The sequence below is a fragment of the Mycobacterium sp. TY815 genome (genome assembly GCF_030755135.1).
In the GTDB taxonomy this organism is placed as follows: domain Bacteria; phylum Actinomycetota; class Actinomycetes; order Mycobacteriales; family Mycobacteriaceae; genus Mycobacterium.
Window position 1 is genome coordinate 3,152,289 of the sequence record NZ_JAUFRX010000001.1, and the last position, 21,762, is coordinate 3,174,050.

Here is a 21,762-nt window from a genome sequence, read left to right on the forward strand (position 1 = left end):
CTCTGTCCGGATGAATACAACCTCACCGGTGCTGACAGTCCGATCAGACCGTTCGCACCGCGAGTTTGCAGCGGGACCCGACGTGGTGGTCGGCAGCGATCTGCGCGCCGACCTGCGGGTCGCGCATCCCCTGATCTCCCGCGCGCACCTGCTGCTGCGCTTCGACCAGGGTCGCTGGCTGGCGATCGACAACAATTCGCAGAGCGGCATTTTCGTCGACGGCAAGCGGGTGCCGGGTGTGGACATCCGCGACGGCCAGACCATCAACCTGGGCCAGCCGGACGGGCCGCGCATCACCTTCGAGGTCGGCCACTACCACGGCGACGTGGGCGTGCTGCCGCCGACGGAACGGGTGCCGGTGATCAACCCGCACGACGTCGCGCGGACCACCGCCATCCCGACCATCCCGCCCGACGCGGCCCGAGACGCGCGTCAGCCCGGCCCGCAACCGCCGACCCGGGCCGCACAACCCAACGTGCAGCCACCCACCCGGGCGGCCCAGCCGCACTTTCAACCCCCCACTCAGGCGGCCCAGCCCCACCTGCAGCCGCCTACCCGGGCGGCCCAGCCCCACCTGCGGCCTCCCGCGCCCGCGGGCCACGACGACACGGTGTCCCAGGCTCAGACCGGCACCGTGCGGGTTCCGAACGTGGTACCGGCGGCCCCTGCCACCTCCGCCCGCATCGGCCGGGCAGCCGATAACGACATCGTCGTCGCCGATGTCCTGGCCTCGCGATATCACGCACAGTTGTCGCCCGCGCCGGCCGGAGCCGAGATCCGCGACCTCAACAGCATCAACGGGACCTTCGTCAACGGCCTGCGGGTCGGATCGGCGATCCTGTCCGAGGGCGACGTGGTCACCATCGGCAACGTGGACCTGGCGTTCGTCGGCGGCATCCTGGTGCGGCGCACCGAAGCCGCGACGCGCACCGGCGGCCTCGAGGTCCGCGACATCGTGTTCTCGATCAACAACAACCGGCTGCTGGACAACGTGTCGATGACGGCGCGGCCCGGCACGCTGACCGCGATCATCGGCGGGTCGGGCGCGGGAAAGAGCACCCTCTCGCGGCTGATCGCCGGGAACACCACCCCCAGTTCCGGCGCGGTGACCTTCGAGGGTCACGACATCCACCAGCAGTACGCATCGCTGCGCAGCAGGATCGGCATGGTCCCGCAGGACGACGTCGTACACCGGCAGCTGACGGTCAACCAGGCTCTGAGCTATGCCGCCGAGCTGCGCCTGCCGCCCGACACCAGCAAGGACGACCGCGACCAGGTGGTGGCGCAGGTGCTCGACGAACTCGGTCTCACCAAACACGCCGACACCCGCGTCGACAACCTGTCCGGCGGCCAGCGCAAGCGCGCGTCGGTGGCGCTGGAGCTGCTGACCGGGCCGTCCCTGCTGATCCTCGACGAACCCACGTCGGGACTGGACCCCGCGCTGGACCTGCAGGTCATGACCATGCTGCGGCAACTCGCCGACGCCGGCCGGGTGGTCCTGGTGGTCACCCACTCCCTGACCTACCTCGACGTGTGCGATCAGGTGCTGCTGATGGCGCCGGGCGGCAAGACGGCGTATCTGGGTCCCCCGGACCAGATCGGCGACGTGATGGGGACGACCAACTGGGCGCACATCTTCGCCAAAGTCGGCGCGGACCCGGACGAGGCGAACCGCCGATTCCTGGCCCAGAAGCAACCGCCCGCGACCGCGGCGGCCCCGGCACCGGCAGACCTCGGCGCCCCGGCCCACACCAGCGTGCGCCGCCAGTTCTCCACCATCACCCGCCGCCAGATCCGCCTGGTGGTCAACGACCGCGCCTACTTCGTCTTCCTGGCCGTCCTGCCGTTCATCCTGGGCGGGCTGGCCCTGACCGTGCCCGGCAACACCGGGTTCGGAATGGCCTCGCCGACCAGCAACACCCCCGACGAAGCGGCTCAGATCCTGACGCTGCTCTCCATCGCCGCCGTCTTCATGGGCACCGCACTGACCATCCGGGACCTGATCGGAGAGCGCCCCATCTTCCAGCGGGAGCAGGCGGTCGGGCTGTCCACCTGGGCGTACCTGGGTGCCAAGCTGACGGTGTTCTTCGTCTTCGCCGTGCTGCAGGCCGCGATCGCCACCGCAATCGTGATCGCGGGCAAAGGTGCCCCTACGCAGAAGGCGCTCGTCCTGGGCAATCCCAGCCTCGAGCTGTTCACCACGGTCGCGGCCACGTGTGTGGCTTCGGCGGTGGTCGGGTTGGTGCTGTCGTCGCTCGCGCGGTCGAACGAGCAGATCATGCCGCTGCTGGTGGTGTCGCTGATGCTGCAACTGGTGCTGGCCGGCGGCATGATCCCGGTGACCGACCGCGTCGGGCTGGACCAGATGTCCTGGGCGATTCCCGCCCGGTGGGGTTACGCCGCGTCGGCCGCGACGGTGAACCTGCGCGAGCTGGTGCCCGGTTCGCTGAGTCCGGAGGACAGCCACTGGACCCACTCCCGCCCGGCGTGGCTCTTCGACATGGGCATGCTGGCCGTCCTCTCGGTGGTGTACAGCCTCGTCGTGTGGTGGAGGATCCGACTCAAGCGCCGCTGACGCCTAGGGTGAAGGAGTGACCCGAGCGCAGCAGCCCGTGCTGACCGTTCGGACCGGACCCGTGCACCGCACCTTCCCCCCCGGGCGTGACGTGATCGTGGGCAGCGACATGGCCGCCGACCTGCGGATCGCGCACCCGGTGGTGGGCCGGGCGCATCTGCTGCTGCGCTTCGAGCAGGGCGGCTGGATCGCCTTCGACAACAACTCACCCAGCGGGATCTTCGTCGACGGCAAACGGGTGCCGCTGGTGGACATCCGAGACGGCCTGACGGTCAGCCTCGCCCGGCCCGACGGACCGAGGGTGAGCTTCGAAGTGGAACAGCACCGCGACGGATCGATACCGGAGACGGACCGGATCCCGGCCGCCGAGCGTCCCTCGCACCGACCCCCGCGGCTGTTCCGGCGGCCTCTGTCCCCCGGCCACCCGCCGGTCGCGTTCCCGCCGGCCGCGGATCCGGATGCACCGACCAACCGGCTGGGCCCGGTGACCACGGTGTCGCAGTTCCCGACTCGGGGCATCAACGTGCTGGGCGCTGCCGACAATCTGGCCGCCCCGGTCGGCCGCACCGCGTGGATCGGACGGGCGGAGGACTGCGACATCGTCGTCTCCGACGTGCTCGCGTCGCGCCGCCACGCCTACCTCGCTCCGACTGCCCTGGGCACCGAGATCCGGGATAAGCACAGCATCAACGGCACTTTCGTCAACGGCATCCGGGTGGGCTCGGCCGTGCTGAGCGACGGCGACGTCGTGACCATCGGCAACATTGACCTGACCTTCACCGGCGGCACGCTGGTCCGCCGCACCGCGGCCGCCGCCAGCGCCGGCGGCCTGGAGGTCAACGGACCGTGGGAGATTTGCAACATGCTTCTATGTGCCGGTAACCGCCGCCCTGACCGCCGCGGCAACCTCGGCAGGATCGACGTGAGCCCAGAACCGCAACACCGTCCATCCCGCTGCCGCCAGAGTCGCGTCGGTCGCGCGATCACGCTGGCGGTTCCGCTCCACCTTCTCGTTCCAATAGTCGGCGTTCACCCTCGGCCGTCGATGGTGATCCGGGCAGCCGTGCCAAAAACAACCGTCGATAAACACGGCGACTCGACGGACGACGACTAGCGTAGGGCCAAGGCGCGCGTCCCAGCAGGGTCAGACCCTGGTGGCGGGAGAACTTACTGTTCGGGTGGTTTTCCAAGTCCGTTTAGTGCTGTGGCAATACGGCTGATGCCGGTCGCATTGTCAGTGTCAATGTTCATGCCGTGGGTGTTGTCCGCGTTGTAAAGAGCTTGGGCGGAGGAAACGATTGCGTGTCCTGTTCCGTCCAAGATCGTTATGGTGGAATCCATTTCGCGTTTCAGTAAGTCTGCCAATGCCACCAGCTTGGCCCCTGTCGCGAAGCCAAGGTTCCCGGAAGCGGCAGGTCGCGCTGAATCGAACAAGGGGACAAGCGCGCCGCGCGCCTGTGCCGACTCGGTCTCGATGGTCTTTCCGGCATTCTTGACCTCGCTGGGCTCGATCTGAACACCATCGCTCATCGTGTCGCGCCCTCGTCTGACTTCTCAACTATCCGTGACATGGCATGCCACTTCCGTCGATACCTTGACCCGGCGGTCCTGGTGCCTCTGTATGGAGATACCCCATTAGCAGTATCCACAGAGTCACCAGGAATGACACGGCTAACAGCGCTAGCGCGCCAAGCTTTGCCCACCATCGGTGGTGGCTGGTCAACATGACAACGAGTCCGATGCTCAGGCTGAGCACCGCTGCGCCTGCTAATGAGACAGTGATCCAACCAAGCATCCGGGTGTCCGGCAGGGGCGGGGGCTGATGACAATGGTGGCTAACCACATCGCCTATCCATGCGTCATCGCGACGTGATGCGATGAACAGTGACAGAAGAGCACTGCTGAGCAGGATCGCTGTACCGACAAACCACCACCACGGTTTTCCTCTCCACGGCACGTGGTCAGTAACATTGCGAGTCACCATGTCTCCTTCGGGCGGACGATGATCACGTTCTGGCCGCCCTCTTCCTGCAAACCCATCGGCCACCTGTCTTGGAGGCTGTAGTTGACCGCACCCGGCGTGTGCTGGGTGTACAGGACTTCACCGTCGGGGAGAACAGCGGACACAATTGCCGCGTGATGACTGGTTTCGCCCCCATGCGTGGCGGAGTTATCCCAGTTGAAGTAGATGACATCACCGGGACGAGCGCCCGAAGGCGGGAGTTGTAACCCGCCGTTGTTTAAGAAAAAGTCTCGTTGCGCATCAGCGTTGTACCACGATTTGGTGAACCGTAATCCATCTAGGTCTTTGCCCTTAAAGCCAGGGATGTCAGGTATCAAATTGGTCCAGTCCAGCTTACTCCACTGGCCTTGTTTTTCACTCAATCCGCCGGCTCGCAGCGATTCGGACACGAATAACGCACAGTTATTGTCGAACCGGTTTAGCCCCTCATTATTGGCGTTGGCACGAGCCCATCTGAGGGCTTCAATCGAGTTGTACCCGTTGCCGCTGTTGGTCAATTGAGCCTTCACCTCAGCCGGTACACCGGGTAGATCGTGCAGCTCGACGGGCGCGGCAAGCATAAGTTGATGCTGTTGTTGTGGGGTGAGCGCAGCCCACCACTTCCCGACCTCTTCAGGGCTCAGGCCGTCTGGAAGCTGATCGCGCATCTCCTCCACCGCGTTGCGAACCGCGGAGCTTTGTGCGCTCTGGGTTTGCTGAACTGTGGTGGTGTCGGGGTCGAGACTCACCATGCTTAGCGCCTCGGCGCAAAGCTGGTCGGCCTGGGTGGCAGCCTCAACGGCGTCGGCGATTCTTTCGTGGAACTTGAGCGCAGCCAGCAGATCGGCGATCGGGTCCACGCTGGCTTTAGGCAGCCCAATTCTGCCGTCGTTGCTCACTGAAAACCCCTTAGCTGTTGCCTCGGATACGGCCGCTTTCAATTCCTGCTGAGCAATCTCCACCGCATCTTGCAAGGTGTCCAGCGGGGTGGTCGCCCCCCGAGCCAGGATGCCAATGTTCGTCATTCGATCGGCTATCTTGACCAGCATATTGCGGGCCAAAGTACCGGTACGATCTGGCCAGTGTTCCTTAAGCGGTTTGGTCCCGTTGGCGTGAATATTGCCTGCGGTGCGCTCACATTGTTTGGCCACCTCCAATATGTCGTCGGCCGCGGCCTGCCACAGCGCGGGCTGGGCATCGCGCAATTGCGCGAAGGTCACCACCAGGTCCTCCTGAATGACAAATAATCTTGACTAAAAATGGGGAGCAGCCAGCGCGTCAGGCGGCTGGGTTCCTTTATTGATCCGCTGTTCAACGGAGCCGGTCGATCGAAGTATGTAGATGGTCCAGTAGGCTCAAGCCCAGACCATGCGTCCGGTCGTAGTCCGCGATCAAATCAGCCAGGCGATCTAACCGGTTGTTAAACGCTTCGGCACACACCGCTGCGATCGCCTCAGCGAGCCGATCCACCGACACACCCGATACCTGCTGATCTAGCCATACCCTAGCAACGCGTCCTTTGCTATCGACTTTGACCGATACCAGCCCACCCTCTGAACGAGCCTCACCAACTACGTCGTCAAGCGCACGAGCCAGATCCTCGCGGTCGTAACCGTCATTAGCGCCCATCTTGGTGGGACCTTTCACCTTCGCTATGTCGTTGCCAATCGAAAACATATCCCCCGCATCTCAGGGCTGCTGACGGGCGGCTCGCAGCGTGGAATATCCTCTTGTGGCATGTTTGGCTGGCTTACGCAGAACCAACGCGACGCGGCGGCGGCTCAAACCTGGGCTGGTTTCTACAGCTACGCCACCGCTAACGGTTTGCACATGCTCTGCATTGAGAAGGTGTATCAACACGCTCATCGGGGCAGCAAAGCCATTGTCTTCATCTACGGCGAGAACGCGGGCGCTCGACGTGATGCCTGGTTTTGGTGGACCCAAGTGCAGCAGGGATCGGTGGTTGCTGCGTATCTCAGTGAGGGATGGGGGCCACACACCAATCGCGACCACGTGCTGTACATCGGGGATGAACACAATGAGACAACAGGTGTCTATGCCGCGGCTGGCTAGAAACGCACCTGGACGTTCGATACGGTCGGGCCAGGACCAGCCGCGGGTCTTCATATCAGTGTTGAGCGCGTCGGTGATGCCGCGTGCCGACCACACCGCCGGATCGATCCCCGCAGCGGTGATCGCCTCGCAGATCCCACCGATATGACCCCGGTGCAGTCCGTGGCAGCCGGCGACCAGCTCAGCGGCCAGCCGCTGCACTGACAAGGGTCGCGGCGCAGCGCGGTAGCGCCGCCGTGCGGAGGTGTTTTTGGCGGATTGTTCTCGGTGCGCGTGCGCGCTTGGTGAGTGAGTCCCTACGGGACTTAAACAACTAAGACCCGCCTTCGGCGGTAGGTCGCGATTATCCACAAGCCCGGCTCGGGATTGCGTCGTGACGAAGGGCGTCAATGACACCCTATGCGCGGCGACCGGGCGCGACTCACGACGCGGTCGCCACCGGCATCGTGCTGGTGGGCAAGGGTGCGCCGACGCAGCGGGCGGTGCTGCTGGGTGACCCCAGCTTCGAGCTGTTCGTCAGCATCGCGGCGACATGCGTGGCGTCGGCCATTCTCGGTTTGCTGCTGTCGTCGATCGCCCGGTCCAGCGAACAGATCATGCCGTTGCTGGTGTTGTCGCTGATGCTGCAACTGGTGCTGGCCGGCGGCGTGGTGCCGGTGACCAACCGGCCGTTCCTGGACCAGCTGTCCTGGCTGGTGCCCGCACGCTGGGGTTACGGGGCCTCGGCTGCGACGGTCAACCTGCGCGAACTGGTGCCCGGATCGATCAGCCCCGAGGACAGCCACTGGACGCACTCGCGCCCGGCGTGGCTATTCGACATGGCGATGCTGGCCGCGCTGTCGGTGGTCTATTCGGCCGTGGTGTGGTGGCGCATCCGGCTCAAGCGCTGACGCGCCCGGCCCCCTCAGGCGTCCAGGCGCAGGCCGTGCGCCAGCGCGAACGCCAGTGCCTGCGGGACATCGATGCGTGCACCGGTCAACGACGCGGTCGTCCACAACGCCGGGTCGGCGCTGGCTCCGCGCAGGTCGGCGTCGTCCAGCCGGGTGCCGGTGGTGCGGGCGCCGCGCAGGTCGGCGCCGCGCAGCACGCTGCGGCGCAGATCGGTCTCCACCAGGCTCGTCTCGCGCAGCCGGCACCCGCTCAGGTCGACACCCCGCAGGTCGTTCCCGCCCAGCACCGCCAGGGTGAAGTCCACCTCGTCGAACGTCGCCGGGCGCAGCCGGCACTGCGCGAACACCGAGCCGAGCATGCTGCATTGCGCAAAGGTGCTGTGCCACAGCGTAGTTCGAGTGAACACACAGTTACGGAAGGCCGATCCGCGGTGCTGCGACTCGGCCAGGTTCACGCCGCTGAAGTCGCATTCGGTGAAGACGACGCGTTCGGTGTGCAGCCTGCTGAAGTCCTCGTCGCGAAAGTCCTCGGCGGTGAATTCGCGGTCCGCCCACTCCAAGGTGGTCAGTTGCTGGCCAGGCTGGCCAGCGCGTATTCGCTCACCGCGATCAGCGCGTCGCGGGCCGAGTGGCGGTTGCGGGCGTCGACGCTGATCACCGGAATGTGGTCGGGCAGCGTCAGCGCCCTGCGCACCTCCCCCACCGGATACCGTGGCGCGCCCTCAAACTCGTTGACCGCGACCACGAACGGCAGCCGGCGATGTTCGAAGAAGTCCACGGCCGCGAAGCTGTCCTGCAACCGCCGGACGTCGACCAGCACGATCGCGCCGATCGCGCCGCGCACCAGGTCGTCCCACATGAACCAGAACCGGCGCTGGCCGGGGGTGCCGAACAGATAGAGCACCAGGTCGTCGGCCAGGGTGATACGGCCGAAGTCCATCGCGACGGTGGTGGTGCGCTTGTCCGGGGTGGCTTCGAGCATGTCGACGCCGGCCGAGGCGTCGGTGACCATCGCTTCGGTCCGCAGCGGCATGATCTCCGATACCGCACCCACAAAGGTGGTCTTGCCCGCGCCGAAGCCGCCGGCGATCACGATCTTCGTCGACGCGGTGTCGTGCGCGCCGGGGTCAAAGCGCGCCTCAGAGTGCCCTAAGACCACGCAGGGTCCTTCCTATGAGCTCGTGCCGCTCATCGCGGGTCGAACGGTCGGTCAAGGTCCTGTGCACCCGAAGGTAACCGGCCGTGACCAGATCGCCGACCAGGACGCGCGCAACACCGACCGGTAAATCCAGCCGGGCCGAGATTTCGGCGACGGACGGGCTGCCCACACACAGCTGCAGGATCTGGCCGCGGGTGTCTCCGGCCGGCCATTGGTGCACCAGCCCCGCCTGCAGGGTCTGCACCGGCGCCTCCAGCGGCAGTTCGACGTCGGTGCCGGTCCGCCCGGCCGTCAAAGTGTACGGCCGGACCAGGTTCGGTTGCCCGCCGGTTACCGCCGGCTCGCGTTGGTCCACTGCGGTCCGGATTCAGCGCGGCGGGAGGACTGCACCACGTTGCCCACCTGTTCGACAAGGATGGCCATCTCATACCCGATCTGACCGATATCGCACGACGGCATCGCCAACGTGGCCAGGTGCGAGCCGTCCCCGACGCGCATCAGCAGCAGGAACCCGTTCTGCATCTCGACCACCGACTGCAGCACCTGTCCCCCCTCGAACAGCTGGGAGGCGCCGGTGGCCAGGCTGGCCAGCCCGGACGCCACCGCGGCCAACTGGTCGGCGCGTTCCCGCGGCAGGTGCTCGCTGGCCGCGACCGGCAACCCGTCCACCGACACCAGCAACGCGTGCGCCACGCCGGGAACCTCACGCACGAATTTCGACACCAGCCAGTCCAGTGGGCTGTACGACGATTGGACCGTCATTGCTCGCCTTCCTGGGCATCGCGGGCGTGTGACCGGGCGGAGCGCACCCCGCTGAAGTGGCTACCGATGGAGGTGCGGACCGCGTCCGGGTTACGCGCCGGGAAACCGCCGTTCGGCGCGGCCGGGGCCTGCTCGGCGTCCGCGGCGCCGGGCACCAGCCGCGCCCCGGGTGTGCGCATCGGCAGCCCGCGCTCGGTGCGCGACTCGACCGGGGTCTTCTCGGCTTCGGCGGCCGCCGACCAGCCACGGTCCCACACCGTCTGCCAGTCCAGGTCGGGGCTGTCGACCAGCTGGTGGGGGTCTTGGTCGCCCATGATCTCCGACAGCATCCGCTGGTAGATGACGTCGTCGTCCTGCGGATCCGACGGGGTGAGGTCGGGCGGCTCGGGTTTGGCGGCAGGCGGTTGCGATTCAGCCGGGCGGCGGGCGAAGAACGCCGAGGTGTCCGACGCCGTGCTCCCGGCCTGCGCGGGCTGCGCCGCCGGTGGCTGGGCGGTCCCCTTCTCCCACCATGGCGTGGGCAGCGGGCGCTTGGCCGGCGGCTGCCCGGCGTCACCCGCCTCAGCCTGCGCGGGGGCTTCGGTGATTCCGCTGGACCCGGGACTGCGGCGGGGCAGCGATGTCACCGACGTCCCGGTCTGGCTGACCTGCAACTCGGGCCCGGTGGGCTCCGGCTCGGGCGGTCGCACCGCGAAGAACTGGCGCTGCGGCGGCTGCTGTTGCTGCGCCTGGCCTTCGACCAGCACCGCCAGCGGCAGGTAGACCTCCGCTGTCGTACCGCTGCCGGCCTCGCCGCTCGCCGGCCCGCGCAGCCCGACCCGCAGACCGTGCCGCGCCGCCAGCCGCCCCACCACGAACAGACCCATGTGCCGAGCGTTCTCCGGGGTGACCTCTCCCCCGGCCTGCAGCCGCATGTTGGCCATCCGCCGGTCGGACTCGGTCATGCCCAGCCCGGCGTCGGCGATGCGGAGCAGCACGCCGCCCTCGCTGCCGCGCACGGCGGAGACCTTGACCGGGGTGGTCGGCGGTGAGTAGCGCAGCGCGTTGTCGATCAGCTCCGCCAGCAGGTGGATGATGCCGCCGGCTGAGCCGCCGAGCACAGTACAGTCGGCCACCGCGCTGATCTCGACCCGGCGGTAATCCTCGACCTCGGACACCGCGGCGTTGATCACCGTCGCCAGCGGAACCGGTTCGCGCTGGTCACGCCCGATCTGGGCGCCGGCGAGAACGAGCAGGTTGGCGCTGTTGCGGCGCAACCGGGCCGCCAGGTGATCCAGCCGGAACAGGTTGTCCAGCCGCTCGGGATCCTCTTCGTTGCGTTCCAGCCGGTCGATGAGAGACAGCTGCTGGTCCACCAGGGACCGGCTGCGCCGCGACATGGTCTCGAACATGTCGTTGACCAGCAGCCGCAGCCGCGCCTCGTCGCCGGCCAGCAGCAGCGCCTGGGTGTGCAGTTCGTCGACGGCGTGCGCGACCTGACCGATCTCCTCGGTGGTGTACACCGCCAGCGGCTGCGGAATCGGCTCGGCGCCGCCCCGCACCCGGTCGATCTCGCCCTCGAGGTCGGTGTGGGCGACCTTCAGCGCGCCGTCACGCAGCACCCGCAGCGGCTTGATCAGGGCACGCGCCACCAGCAATACGACCGCCAGGGCGAGTCCGATGGCGACCAGCACCAGCACGGTGTCACGCACCGCGGCGTCGCGGCGCGCTGTGGCCTGGCCCTGCACCGAGTTGGTCACCGAGGCCGTGGCGTCGTTGATGATCTGCTCGGCAATGCCCTGGGTGGTGTGGATCGAGCGCAGCAGGTCCTCGTTGCTCACCAGCGCACTGTCGGGGTCGGACATGATCGCCATCCGGGCCACCATCTGCTGCTGCAGATCCTTGGCGGCCGGCGAGCCGGAGCCCAGCACCTCGCTCATGCCGAACAGGGTTGACGGCTCGGTGCCGGCCAGCGTGATCATCGCGGTGCGCAGCTGGGGCTCGGGCAGGTCGGCCCCGCGGGTCACCAGGATCTCCTGCATGGTCATCTGCCCGCGCGCCCCGACGGCGCGGCTCAGGCCCTCCACCTGGGCGCGGATCTGCTCACTGTCGACGTGCACAGACGCGTTGATGGCATCCTCTGCGGTCAGCAGCAGCGGCGCGTAGGTGGTGATCCGGTCGCGCAGGCCGATGCTGTTGTCGAGAACCTTGTCCAGCAGCGACTGCCCGCCGTTGAGCAGCGTGTTCACCCCGGAACGAACGTCGGGGATCACGTCGGTGTCGGCCAGCCGCGTCTGCAACTCGTACTTGCGGGCCGAGAAGTTCTTCTTCGCGCCCTCCACGTCGCGTCCGGTGGAACTGGCCAGCAACGCGACGTCCAGCGCCGACATGTACTTGGTGATGGCCGGTATCAGGTTGGCGCGGGCCGCGGCCAGGCGCAGGTCCCCGGACGTGGACAGCTCTGACTGCACGCGCAGCACACCGAACGTCGTCGCCAGCAGCAGCGGCACCAGGGCGATCGCGAGGACCTTCCAGCGCACCGGCCAGTTGCTCAGCGACCACCTCGGCGGACGCCTGGCCGGCTTGGCCGGCTTCGCAGGCGCCATGGGCGGCGGAGCACTGGGCGGGGCCGCCGCGACCGAGTTGGTCGGGCGGGCGAACATGGTCACGTGCCGGCGGCCGGGCCGGCCGCACCTTCTGGTGGCGTCGCGCGAAACGAGAGACTCATGAGACTTCCTGCTGCTTTATTCGCCGGCAGATGGCCGCGGGCGTGAAATGCCTGGCAATTCGACGAGTATGACAGCCGCCAGCCGGGGTCTCCACAATTGTTACTGAGTAGATAAGGTTCGCCGCAACAAGCCGTTACACCGACGCTCCGGTCCGGCAAACTCACGCGGGATAGTCGGCCACCGCCTTCTTCACCACCGCGTCCACCTCCGCGCTGAGCAGGAACCGCTGCGCGACCAGTGTCTGCGCGGCCGACCGCACGGCGGCGGCGTAGTCGTCGCGGGTCGGGTAGCGCTCGGCCACCGACGGACGGCCGGGGCGAAACGGCAGCTTGCTGCCGATGCGCTCGTACATGACGTCCGGCAACTCCTCGACGAACCGGCGGGCGTTCCAGCCCGTATAGGTGGCCAGCGGCGCCGCAACCGCCGGGAGCTGGATGCCGGCCACCTCGTTGCCGTCCTCGTCGACCGCCGAGACCAGGTCGACGTGTCCCGCCGCGGGCAGCCAGGCGGGGGCAGGCGTGTGCGCGTGGCCGAACGCGGACAGCACCTCCTTGCGGGCCACCGCAGTGCCGTCGCTGGTCCGCGGCACGCGGCTGGCCGGCGGCTCGACGCCGTCGGCGACCCAGTTCTCCAGGGCGACCAGCAGTGCCCGGGTGACCGGTGTGACGTCGAGGTGGTGCACCGGGTTCGCGGCAGGCAGGGCGTCCTTGATCTTGCTGCTGCCGAAGTGGTCGGTGCCGGCCAGCAGGTAGCTGCGCACGTCGGGGTCCTCCGGCAGGTCGGCGCCGGTCTCGGGGTCGACGTGCACCAGCGCGCCGTCGCCCTGCCAGTACTCGGTGGCGCTGTTGGCGAAGATCGTCTTCGGCACGCCGCCGAGTTGCCGCTGCAGCGCGAGCAGGTCGTTGCCGAACGGTCCCGCGACGCGGACGCCACCGGGCGTCGACGGCTGCGCGTAGCGCTGGTTGAACTCACCGCGGTTGGCGCTGGCGAAATCGCTGAAGACCCCGTCGAACACCGGCATCCCGGACTCGTCGATGTTCAGGCCGTCGGACAGGAATTGCCGCAGCAACCGGCCGGCCTGGGAGACGCCGTAGGCGAAAGTGTGGTCGATGCCCATGCTGTCGTCGGCCCGCAGATGGGAGACCACGTCACGGATGGCCAGCAAACCGCAGCCGGCGACCGGGGCCAGCGCGCTGCGGTACACCAGCTCGTACCAGTGGAACGGCTGGAAGCCGCCGTCCAGGGCGACGTGGGTCTGGTCGGTGAAGCGCCACTTGTCACGGGCGATGGTGGTGGGCTCGGCGTCGGGTGCGGTGCGCACGGTCAGCACCGCGTCGGGGTCCTCTACGTCGACGGTCGGGTAGGCGGTGAAGGTGAACAGTGCCTCGGCGCCCGGGATCGACTCGATCTCCGGTGCGGAGAAGCTGAGCGGGTGGTCGTCGCGGACGGTGTCCGAACGCCACTCCAGGCGCAGGAAGCCGGGTTGCACGGCGGCCTGCGGCGCGGTCAGGCCGAGGATCGCCGGTCCGCGCTGCACGTCCCACTGCCAGCCGCACGAGGCGATGGTCCAGCCGCGCTCCAGCAGGAATCCGTTCTTCAGCCACGGGGCGTTGGTGGGGACGCCGCGGTTGGGCACCACGAACAGCAGCTTGCCGTTGCCACCGGCGACCGGGCGCAGCAGCCGCAGGTCGGCCTCGAAACGCACCAGTCCGTCGGCGTCGCGGGGTGCCAGCGACAGGTCGGCGATGCGCTCGTTCGCCCGGTATTCGGGGTCGACGGCGAACGTGACCGTCGCCTCCACGTTCTCGTAGCGGTTGTCGGCGTGCGGGTAGATGTTGTGCACCTGAACTGACTCGACTGACATCTCGGCTCCTCCCCGGTGGGTCTGAGCCAAGATTTCTGCAGAGCCCTTGGCGAGTTCTTGAAGACGCCTTGGCGGCGACGTCAAGAAAGGCGCAAGGATTTCGCAAGCCGCGCAGTCGACTTCGGGGGCGCCAGGGGTTTTGCCATGATTCACGGATGTTCCGGCTGATGTTCGTATCCCCCCGCATAGCGCCGAACACCGGCAACGCCATCCGCACGGCCGCGGCGACCGGCTGCGAGCTGCATCTGGTGGAGCCGTTGGGGTTCGATCTGTCCGAGCCCAAACTGCGCCGCGCCGGACTGGACTACCACGACCTGGCGTCGGTGACCGTGCACGGCTCGCTGGAGCAGGCCTGGCAGGCGCTGGGCGCGGAGCGGGTGTTCGCGTTCACCGCGCAGGCGACCTCGCGCTTCGCCGAGGTGGCCTACCGTCCCGGCGACGTGCTGATGTTCGGGCCCGAGCCGACCGGGCTGGACGCGGCCACGCTGGCCGACCCGCACATCACGACGCAGGTGCGGATCCCGATGCTGGCCGGCCGGCGCTCACTGAATCTGTCCAACGCCGCGGCGGTGGCCGTCTACGAGGCGTGGCGGCAGCAGGGGTACGGCGGCTCCGTCTAGCGCGGACGCGCCTGCAGCCATTCCGTGGTCTCCGGCGCTTCGGTGTCCAGGCGCAGCCCGGCCTCGTGCAACTCCTCGACGAGTTGCGCCGTCGGCAGCAGCCGGAACTCGAAGGGCTGGCTGAACACCCGGCCGTCGACTTCCAGGCCGAACTCGCCGGCGACCACCCCGTCGCGGCTGGTGTGGATCGTCATGGTCTGCACGCTGGACCCGCTGACCATGCGGTGCCGGCCCTCGGTGCGCATCGCGAACCACTGTGGGAAACGCCACTGGATCAGCGCGGTTCCGGTGGGTTTGAGGTGCCGTGCGGCCGCGGCGAGCGCGGTGCGGCGCACCTCGGGACTCAGGTAGTTGAGCAGGCAGCCGGCCATCACCACGGCGTCGAACCGCTCTTGCAAGCGCAGCTCTGCGAAGGTGGCGTGCACGGTGCGGGCAGTGCGCACATGGGTGAGCATCTCGGCGGATTCGTCGACAGCGGTGACCTGGTGCCCGAGTTCGGCCAGCGGGTCGGCCAGCCGTCCGGCGCCGGCGCCGAGGTCCAGCACCGAGCTGCCCGGCGGGATCAGGCTGCTGATCTGTTCCAGATCGGCGCCTGCCGGCAGCCTGCTGAAGATCTCGACGGCACTTCCATCGCGCGATGACGGCACCCCACAGATATATACCCCTGACATGCAGAAGCAGGCTCGTGCGTGAGCACGAGCCTGCTTTCCACAGGGCACGTCGGGGGGGCAGGGGGGAAACGTGCCACAGCTTGGGGGCGCCGTCAGTGCGGCGCGGTCATCAGTTGCAGTCGTCGGTGCCGAAGGACGGCAGGGTGTAGACGGCTTCGATCTCCTGGAACAGAATCTCGTGGCTCATCGGGTTTATCCTCTCGGTCGAAGCTTTATCGGTGTTGTTGTCATTGAGAATGCCCGACGAAATCCGGCTGCGGTGTCCTCCGATAGGGGACATTGCGGGATGAAATCCGTGTCCTCCGATAGGGGGACAAACGGGGGACAAATCAGGCCGGCGTGATCCCGAACCAGCTGGTCAGAGCGCAGCGGAGGGCTTCGGTGTCGGGTGTGGGCGACGACGACGCCCAGGCCACATAGCCGTCGGGCCGGACCAGGACCGCCTGCGCGGCCACCTCGCCCACCGCGCGTCCGGTCGCAATGGTGAGCAGCCGGGAACCGGCCGCCGCGCGGGCCGCCACCACACCGTCGGTCAAGTCGATGAGTAACGGCCGGCCGTCGCGGGCGAGCTCGGCGACGCGCCTGATGCCATCGGCGCCGGCCACCGCGAAGTCGGGCACCCAGCGCCCCACCCACGGATGGTCGCTGCCGGTCCCGTAGCGGGTGTCGGCGCCGGAGACCAGGTCACCGAGGTGACCGACCACCCCCGGTAGGGTCAGCAGTTCGCCGAACAGCTCCCGCAGGGCAGTGATCTCGGGCCCGGGCCGGATCAGGGCGAGCTGCGCGCGGCTGTGCATGATCAGCCGCTCGGCCACCGGCCTGCGCTCGCTTTCGTAGGTGTCGAGCAGTTCGGGGCCGACGCGGCCGTCCAGCACTGCCGCCAGCTTCCAGCCCAGGTTGACCGCGTCCTGCAGTCCGAGGTTGAGCCCCGGACCGCCCAGCGCAAAGTGCACGTGTGCGGAGTCGCCGACCAGAATCACCCGGCCATCCCGGTAGCGAGACGCGATCCGGGAATTCATCCCGCTGAACTTGCGCAGATCCGGTGGCACGTCCGGGTCCGCCGGGCGCAGCGGCACGGGAGCACCGAGCAGCCGTTGGACGCTGGCCTCGTGTTCGCGCAGCGTCATCGGCGGGGCGTCGGCCGGCGCGGGATCGGGCTCTTCGCGCGGCGTGCCCGCCAGTTCGATCGTGAACACCACCGCCTGGCCGGCCAGCATCCCCCACGCGAAGATGCCCCGGTCGGTGCGGACGAACTGGCGCGACGGCACGGGCCCGACGCCGGGCACCTCGAGTGCCCCGCTGACCGGATCCACCCAGTCGTCGGGCGGCACCACTCCGAAGGCCATCCGCTCGACCACGTCGTAGGAGGACGTGCCGCCGAAGTCGATGCCCGCCAGTTTGCGGGTCACGCTGGTGCCGCCGTCGGCCCCGATCAGGTACTGCGCCGTCAGCTCGTAGCCTCCGTCGGGACCGGCTACCTGCACGGTGATGCCGTTGTCGCTCCCGTCTCGGTGCTCGTCGAATCCGTCGAGCCGGTGCCCCCAGCGGAACTCCACGTCGAGTTCGTGGGCTCGCTGCACCAGCACTTCGATGAGCCGTGGTTGTTCGACGTGCAGGATGAACAACTGCGGGTTTGCCACGTCGGTGAAGTCCAGGCTGAAGGCGCCGAAGCTCGACCCGGGAACCGGCTGCGGCGGGTCATCGGTCCCGGCCAGCGCGGCGTAGAGGCCGCGGTGGTCGAGGATCCGAACCCCTTGTCCGACAATGCCGTTGGCGCGCCGGTACGGGTTGGGGCCGGACATCGGGTCGAGCACCACGGGCCGCACACCGGCCATCGCCAGCTCACAGGCCAGCATCAGGCCGTTGGGCCCGGCCCCGGCGATGACGACGTCAGCCACAGGCAGAAACTACCCGTGGTTTACCAGCCGTTCCAGTGCGTCAGGCTGTCGGCCGGGAGCCGTTTGGCCGGCCGGAAGTCGGTGCCTTTGGTGTAGGCGATCGGGAACAGCCCGCCCTGGCTGTACTCGTCGTAGGGGATGCCCAGGATGTCGGCCACCTTGCGTTCGCCGTCGCCGAGCAGGTGCAGAGTGGTCCAGCAGGAGCCGAGACCGCGCGAGCGCAACGCCAGGCAGAAGCTCCACACCGCCGGAAACAGCGAGGCCCAGAAGGACACCCCGCCGATCGGCGAGCTCTCTTCCCGGCCGCTGATGCACGGGATCAACAGGACCGGCGCCTGGTGCATGTGCTCGGCGAGATAGGTCGCCGAATCGCGGACCTTCGCCATCCGCTCGCCGCGGCTGTCGTCGTATTCGGGAGCCGGCGAGCTGAGGTAACCGCTGGCATTGGCCAGGTAGACGTCACCGATCGCCTTCTTGGTGTCGGCGTCCTCGACGAACACCCACTGCCACCCTTGGGAATTCGAACCGGTGGGCGCCTGTAGCGCCAGCTCGAGGCATTCCATCAAGACCTCGCGCGGCACCGGCTTGTCGAAGTCGAGGCGTTTGCGGACCGAACGGGTGGTGCGCAGGACTTCATCGACGGTCAAGTTGAGGGTCATGATTGGAGGCTACCGTTGAGCCATGAGTATCGAACTGTCGCAAGAGGTTTCCAGCAGGCTCAAATCCGACCAGTACGGCTGGCTGACCACGGTCGCCAAATCGGGACAGCCGGTGCCACGGCTGATCTGGTTCTACTTTGACGGGGCGGACCTGATCGTCTACACCATGCCCGGCGCCGCCAAGGTCGCCCACGTCGAGGCCCGGCCGCAGGTCAGCCTGAACCTGGATTCCGACGGCAACGGCGGCGGCATCATCGTGATCGGCGGGACGGCGGCGGTCGACGCCACCGATGTCGACTGCCGCGACGACGAGCCGTACTGGGCTAAATACCGCGAGGCCTCCGACAAGTTCGGCCTGACCGACTCGATGGGTTCCTACAGCACCCGGCTGCGGATCACCCCGACGAAGGTGTGGACCACCCCGACGGCCTGATCCTGGTGCGCCGAGCGTGACGTGAGGGCGGAAAATCGGCGAAAAATCCGCCACCAGAACACGTTCGGCGCCGGGCGGGTCACCGGAAATCCCGGGACTTCGAGCCGACGGCCAGGCTGATGCGGCCCAATCGTTCGGCGACGACGGTGATGGCGCCGCTGGCGTTCTGCACCTGACCCCGGATCAGCAGCGCCGGCGCCGTGTGCGCGAGTTTGCGGTGCCGTGCCCACACTCCCGGCGTGCAGAGCACGTTGACCATCCCCGTCTCGTCCTCCAGGTTGACGAACGTGACGCCCTGCGCGGTCGCGGGCCGCTGCCGGTGCGTCACCGCCCCCGCGATCAGCACTCGGTCCCCGTCGGGCACCGAACCCAGCTCCGCCGCCGGCACCACCCCCATCGCGTCCAGATCGGCCCGCAGAAACTGGGTCGGATAGCTGTCCGGTGAAACCCCGGTGGCCCAGACATCTGCGGCGGCCAACTCCAGCTCACTCATCCCGGGCAGTTCCGGGACGTGGGACGACGAGCCCACGCCGGGCAACCGGTCCGGTCGTTGGGTGGCCGCGGCCCCGGCCGCCCACAGCCCTTCCCGCCGGGACATGCCGAAGCAGCCCAGGGCTCCGGCCGTCGCCAGCGCTTCGGTCTGCGGCACGGTGAGTTGCAGCCGGGACGTCAGATCCAGCAGAGAACCGAACGGGCCGTTGGCTTTTCGGTCTTCGGCCAGCTTCTCGGCCAGGTCGTCACCGATGTGGCGGACGGCACCCAGCCCGAGGCGGACCTCTGTTCCCCCGTTCTCGAGGGTCGCGTGCGCGAGGCTGGCGTTGACGTCCGGGCCATGCACCAGCACCCCGTGCCGGCGCGCGTCGGCCACCAACGACTGGGGCGAGTAGAAACCCATCGGCTGGGCGCGTAACAGTGCGGCGCAGAACGCCGCCGGGTGGTGCAGCTTGAACCACGACGAGTAGAACACCAGCGAGGCGAAAGACAGGGCATGGCTTTCCGGGAACCCGAAATTGGCGAAGGCGTGCAGTTTCTCGTAGATCCGGTCGATCACGTCATCGGAGGCTCCGTGCAGGGAGCGCATGCCCTCGTAGAACCGGCCGCGCAGCCGCTGCATGCGTTCGCTCGAGCGCTTGGAACCCATGGCGCGCCGCAGTTGGTCGGCCTCGGCGGCGGAGAAGCCGGCGCAGTCGACCGCCAATTGCATCAACTGTTCCTGAAACAGCGGCACACCCAGCGTTTTCCGTAGCGCCGGCTCCATGGAGGGGTGGTCGTAGACCACCGGATCCAGGCCGTTGCGCCGCCGGATGTAGGGGTGCACCGACCCGCCCTGAATGGGCCCGGGACGAATCAGCGCGACCTCCACCACCAGGTCGTAGAACAGCCGGGGACGCAGCCGCGGCAGGGTGGCCATCTGGGCCCGCGATTCCACCTGGAAAACGCCCACCGAATCGGCCCGGGACAGCATCTCGTACACCGCGGGTTCGGAGAGGTCGAGCCGGGCGAAATCCACCTCGATGCCCTTGTGTTCGGCCACCAGGTCCCGGGCGTAGTGCAGCGCCGAGAGCATACCCAGACCCAGCAGGTCGAACTTCACCAAACCGATGGCCGCACAGTCGTCTTTGTCCCACTGCAGCACACTGCGGTTCTCCATGCGGGCCCACTCCACCGGGCACACGTCGGCGATCGGACGGTCGCAGATCACCATGCCGCCGGAGTGAATGCCCATGTGCCGCGGCAGGTTCCGGATCTGCTCGGCCAGGTCGACAACCTGCTCCGGGATACCTTCGATATCGGCGGGCTGCCCACTCCAGTGACTGATCTGTTTGCTCCACGCATCCTGCTGTCCTTGCGAGAACCCCAGGGCGCGTGCCATGTCGCGCACCGCACTGCGCGCCCGGTAGGTGATGACGTTGGCCACCTGGGCGGCATAGTCGCGGCCGTATTTGTCGTAGACGTACTGGATGACCTTCTCCCGCTGATCCGACTCGATGTCGATGTCGATGTCGGGCGGCCCGTCGCGGGCGGGTGACAGGAACCGCTCGAACAGCAGATCGTTGGCCACCGGATCGACCGCCGTCACCCCCAGGGCGTAACAGACCGCGGAGTTGGCAGCCGATCCCCTGCCCTGGCACAGAATGTCGTTTCGCCGGCAGAATTGAGTGATGTCGTGCACCACCAGGAAATAGCCCGGAAACTGCAGTTGGGCAATGACTTTCAGTTCATGCTCGATCTGGGCATACGCCCGCAGCGCCACGTCTGCCGGCCCGTAGCGATCGGCCGCGCCCGCCATGGTCAACGTGCGCAGCCAGCTGTCCTCGGTGTGCCCGTGCGGGACGTCGAACGGCGGCAGTTGCGGCGCGATCAGCGCCAGGCCGAACGCGCACTGCTCGCCGAGCTCGGCGGCGGCGGCCACCACGTCAGGGCCCCCAAAGGGCATATGCGCGAACAACCGGGCCATCTCCTCGCCCGAGCGCAGATGGGAACCGCCCAGGGGGGCCAGCCACCCGGCCGCGGCGTCCAGGGACTGCCGGGCCCGGATCGCCCCCATCGCCATGGCCAGCCGGCGCCGCGACGGTCCCGCGAAATGGGCCCCCGTGGTGGCGACGACGCCGACTCCGAAATGCGGCGCCAGTTCGGCCAGCATCGCGTTGCGCTCGTCGTCGAGCGGCTGACCGTGATGGGTCAGTTCGATACTGACCCGGGCGGCGGTGAACCGGTCCACCAAATCGGCCAGTGCCCGTTTCGCCGCTTCCGGGCCACCCGCGGAAAGCGCTTGACGCACCGACCCTTTGCGGCATCCGGTGAGGATGTGCCAGTGCCCGCCGGCCGCCTCGGTCAACGCATCGAGGTCGTAGCGCAACTTGCCTTTCTCACCACCGGCCAGATGCGCGGCCGCCAGCTGCCGGGACAGCCGTCGGTACCCTTCCGGACCACGCGCCAGCACCAGCAGATGGGGACCGGGTGGATCCGGTTGCTCGGTGCGGGCGACCGATGAGGAAGTGGCCAATGACAGCTCGGCGCCGAACACCGTTCGCACGCCGAGTTCGGTGGCCGCTTCGGCGAACCGCACCGCCCCGTAGAGGCCGTCGTGGTCGGTCAGTGCGAGCGCTCGCAAACCCAGCCGCGCAGCCTCCTCGACCATCTCCTCCGGCGTGCTGGCTCCATCGAGAAAGCTGTATGCCGAATGCGCATGCAGCTCGGCGTAGGCGACCGAAGACGGCGCCGGCAGAGCGGCCGATTTAGCGGTGTAGGACCCACGCTTGTGCGATACCGGAGCGTCACCGGCCGGTATGACCGGAGCCACCTCCCCGGCATGGCGGGGCTTGCTGTCGAGCACCCGTTCCATCTCGGCCCAGCTCGGCGGTCCGTGGTACCAACCCATGCCGACTAGTGTATCGAACACTTGTTCGATACACTAGTCGGGCTATCCCACGAAACATCCTCCCGA

Annotated in this window: 19 protein-coding genes and 1 pseudogene; 6 read left to right on the top strand and 14 right to left on the bottom strand. The window is 67.8% G+C overall.

Features of this window, described 5'->3' with window-relative positions; translation table 11 throughout:
- The first annotated feature begins 10 nt into the window (after positions 1–10).
- On the top strand, positions 11–2,575 hold the full coding sequence (locus QXK92_RS13450; RefSeq protein WP_306242098.1) for an ATP-binding cassette domain-containing protein: 2,565 nt from the start codon (positions 11–13) through the stop codon (positions 2,573–2,575).
- 16 nt (positions 2,576–2,591) lie between these two features.
- Positions 2,592–3,689 (top strand): FHA domain-containing protein, encoded by a 1,098-nt coding sequence (locus tag QXK92_RS13455; RefSeq protein WP_306242099.1) that lies wholly within the window; start codon positions 2,592–2,594, stop codon positions 3,687–3,689.
- 53 nt (positions 3,690–3,742) lie between these two features.
- Here QXK92_RS13455 and QXK92_RS13460 read toward each other — a convergent pair whose 3' ends face one another.
- The 3 genes from QXK92_RS13460 to QXK92_RS13470 all read right to left on the bottom strand — a co-directional run bounded on the left by QXK92_RS13460 (position 3,743) and on the right by QXK92_RS13470 (position 6,206).
- A complete protein-coding gene (locus QXK92_RS13460; RefSeq protein WP_306242100.1) occupies positions 3,743–4,105 on the bottom strand; it encodes a hypothetical protein in 363 nt (120 codons plus the stop codon).
- Positions 4,106–4,552: 447 nt separating this feature from the next.
- Entirely contained in the window at positions 4,553–5,800 is a 1,248-nt protein-coding gene (locus QXK92_RS13465; RefSeq protein WP_306242101.1) for an amidase domain-containing protein, read from the bottom strand.
- An 88-nt stretch (positions 5,801–5,888) separates the two neighbouring features.
- Positions 5,889–6,206 carry a YbaB/EbfC family nucleoid-associated protein gene (locus tag QXK92_RS13470; protein ID WP_306242102.1) on the bottom strand — a complete coding sequence of 106 codons (318 nt, stop codon included), beginning with the start codon at positions 6,204–6,206 and terminating at the stop codon, positions 5,889–5,891.
- A gap of 108 nt (positions 6,207–6,314) precedes the next feature.
- Here QXK92_RS13470 and QXK92_RS13475 point away from each other — a divergent pair, with 108 nt between their 5' ends.
- Both QXK92_RS13475 and QXK92_RS13480 read left to right on the top strand, forming a co-directional pair.
- Complete coding sequence (locus tag QXK92_RS13475; RefSeq protein ID WP_306242103.1) at positions 6,315–6,650, top strand: hypothetical protein; 336 nt, start codon at positions 6,315–6,317, stop codon at positions 6,648–6,650.
- A gap of 428 nt (positions 6,651–7,078) precedes the next feature.
- Positions 7,079–7,540 (top strand): annotated as a pseudogene (locus tag QXK92_RS13480) (ABC transporter permease); the annotation flags it as partial.
- A gap of 14 nt (positions 7,541–7,554) precedes the next feature.
- Here the strand turns inward: QXK92_RS13480 and QXK92_RS13485 are convergent.
- From QXK92_RS13485 to QXK92_RS13510, 6 genes are all read right to left on the bottom strand, one after another.
- Complete coding sequence (locus QXK92_RS13485) at positions 7,555–8,100, bottom strand: pentapeptide repeat-containing protein (RefSeq protein WP_306242104.1); 546 nt, start codon at positions 8,098–8,100, stop codon at positions 7,555–7,557.
- Positions 8,101–8,105: 5 nt separating this feature from the next.
- A complete protein-coding gene (locus QXK92_RS13490) occupies positions 8,106–8,699 on the bottom strand; it encodes an ATP/GTP-binding protein (protein ID WP_306242105.1) in 594 nt (197 codons plus the stop codon).
- Positions 8,680–9,054 carry a DUF742 domain-containing protein gene (locus QXK92_RS13495; RefSeq protein WP_306242106.1) on the bottom strand — a complete coding sequence of 125 codons (375 nt, stop codon included), beginning with the start codon at positions 9,052–9,054 and terminating at the stop codon, positions 8,680–8,682. Before QXK92_RS13495 ends, QXK92_RS13490 begins: the two co-directional genes overlap by 20 nt.
- The gene (locus QXK92_RS13500; RefSeq protein WP_306242107.1) at positions 9,030–9,461 is read right to left on the bottom strand and encodes a roadblock/LC7 domain-containing protein; all 432 of its coding nucleotides are present in this window, start codon (positions 9,459–9,461) and stop codon (positions 9,030–9,032) included. The genes QXK92_RS13495 and QXK92_RS13500 overlap by 25 nt, the downstream gene beginning before the upstream one ends.
- Complete coding sequence (locus QXK92_RS13505; RefSeq protein WP_306242108.1) at positions 9,458–12,109, bottom strand: ATP-binding protein; 2,652 nt, start codon at positions 12,107–12,109, stop codon at positions 9,458–9,460. Before QXK92_RS13505 ends, QXK92_RS13500 begins: the two co-directional genes overlap by 4 nt.
- Positions 12,110–12,329: 220 nt before the next feature.
- Positions 12,330–14,033, bottom strand: a complete 1,704-nt coding sequence (locus QXK92_RS13510) for an alpha/beta hydrolase domain-containing protein (RefSeq protein ID WP_306242109.1) — start codon at positions 14,031–14,033, stop codon at positions 12,330–12,332.
- 155 nt (positions 14,034–14,188) lie between these two features.
- Between QXK92_RS13510 and QXK92_RS13515 the strand changes: the two genes are divergently transcribed.
- Positions 14,189–14,653 (top strand): tRNA (cytidine(34)-2'-O)-methyltransferase, encoded by a 465-nt coding sequence (locus QXK92_RS13515; RefSeq protein WP_306242110.1) that lies wholly within the window; start codon positions 14,189–14,191, stop codon positions 14,651–14,653.
- Here QXK92_RS13515 and QXK92_RS13520 read toward each other — a convergent pair.
- The 4 genes from QXK92_RS13520 to QXK92_RS13535 all read right to left on the bottom strand — a co-directional run bounded on the left by QXK92_RS13520 (position 14,650) and on the right by QXK92_RS13535 (position 17,881).
- On the bottom strand, positions 14,650–15,324 hold the full coding sequence (locus QXK92_RS13520) for a bifunctional 2-polyprenyl-6-hydroxyphenol methylase/3-demethylubiquinol 3-O-methyltransferase UbiG (protein WP_306242111.1): 675 nt from the start codon (positions 15,322–15,324) through the stop codon (positions 14,650–14,652). The two genes, QXK92_RS13515 and QXK92_RS13520, sit on opposite strands and share 4 nt — an antisense overlap.
- Positions 15,325–15,433: 109 nt before the next feature.
- Positions 15,434–15,604: a hypothetical protein gene (locus QXK92_RS13525; RefSeq protein ID WP_306242112.1), complete on the bottom strand. Its 171-nt coding sequence runs from the start codon at positions 15,602–15,604 to the stop codon at positions 15,434–15,436.
- A gap of 49 nt (positions 15,605–15,653) precedes the next feature.
- Entirely contained in the window at positions 15,654–17,222 is a 1,569-nt protein-coding gene (locus QXK92_RS13530) for an FAD-dependent monooxygenase (RefSeq protein ID WP_306242113.1), read from the bottom strand.
- A gap of 20 nt (positions 17,223–17,242) precedes the next feature.
- Positions 17,243–17,881: a nitroreductase family protein gene (locus QXK92_RS13535; RefSeq protein ID WP_306242114.1), complete on the bottom strand. Its 639-nt coding sequence runs from the start codon at positions 17,879–17,881 to the stop codon at positions 17,243–17,245.
- A gap of 22 nt (positions 17,882–17,903) precedes the next feature.
- Here QXK92_RS13535 and QXK92_RS13540 point away from each other — a divergent pair, with 22 nt between their 5' ends.
- Positions 17,904–18,314, top strand: coding sequence for a TIGR03667 family PPOX class F420-dependent oxidoreductase (locus QXK92_RS13540; RefSeq protein WP_306242115.1), 411 nt, complete (start codon positions 17,904–17,906; stop codon positions 18,312–18,314).
- Between the two features lie 79 nt (positions 18,315–18,393).
- Here the strand turns inward: QXK92_RS13540 and QXK92_RS13545 are convergent, their stop codons facing one another.
- The gene (locus tag QXK92_RS13545) at positions 18,394–21,696 is read right to left on the bottom strand and encodes an error-prone DNA polymerase (protein WP_306242116.1); all 3,303 of its coding nucleotides are present in this window, start codon (positions 21,694–21,696) and stop codon (positions 18,394–18,396) included.
- Between the last annotated feature and the right edge of the window lie 66 nt (positions 21,697–21,762).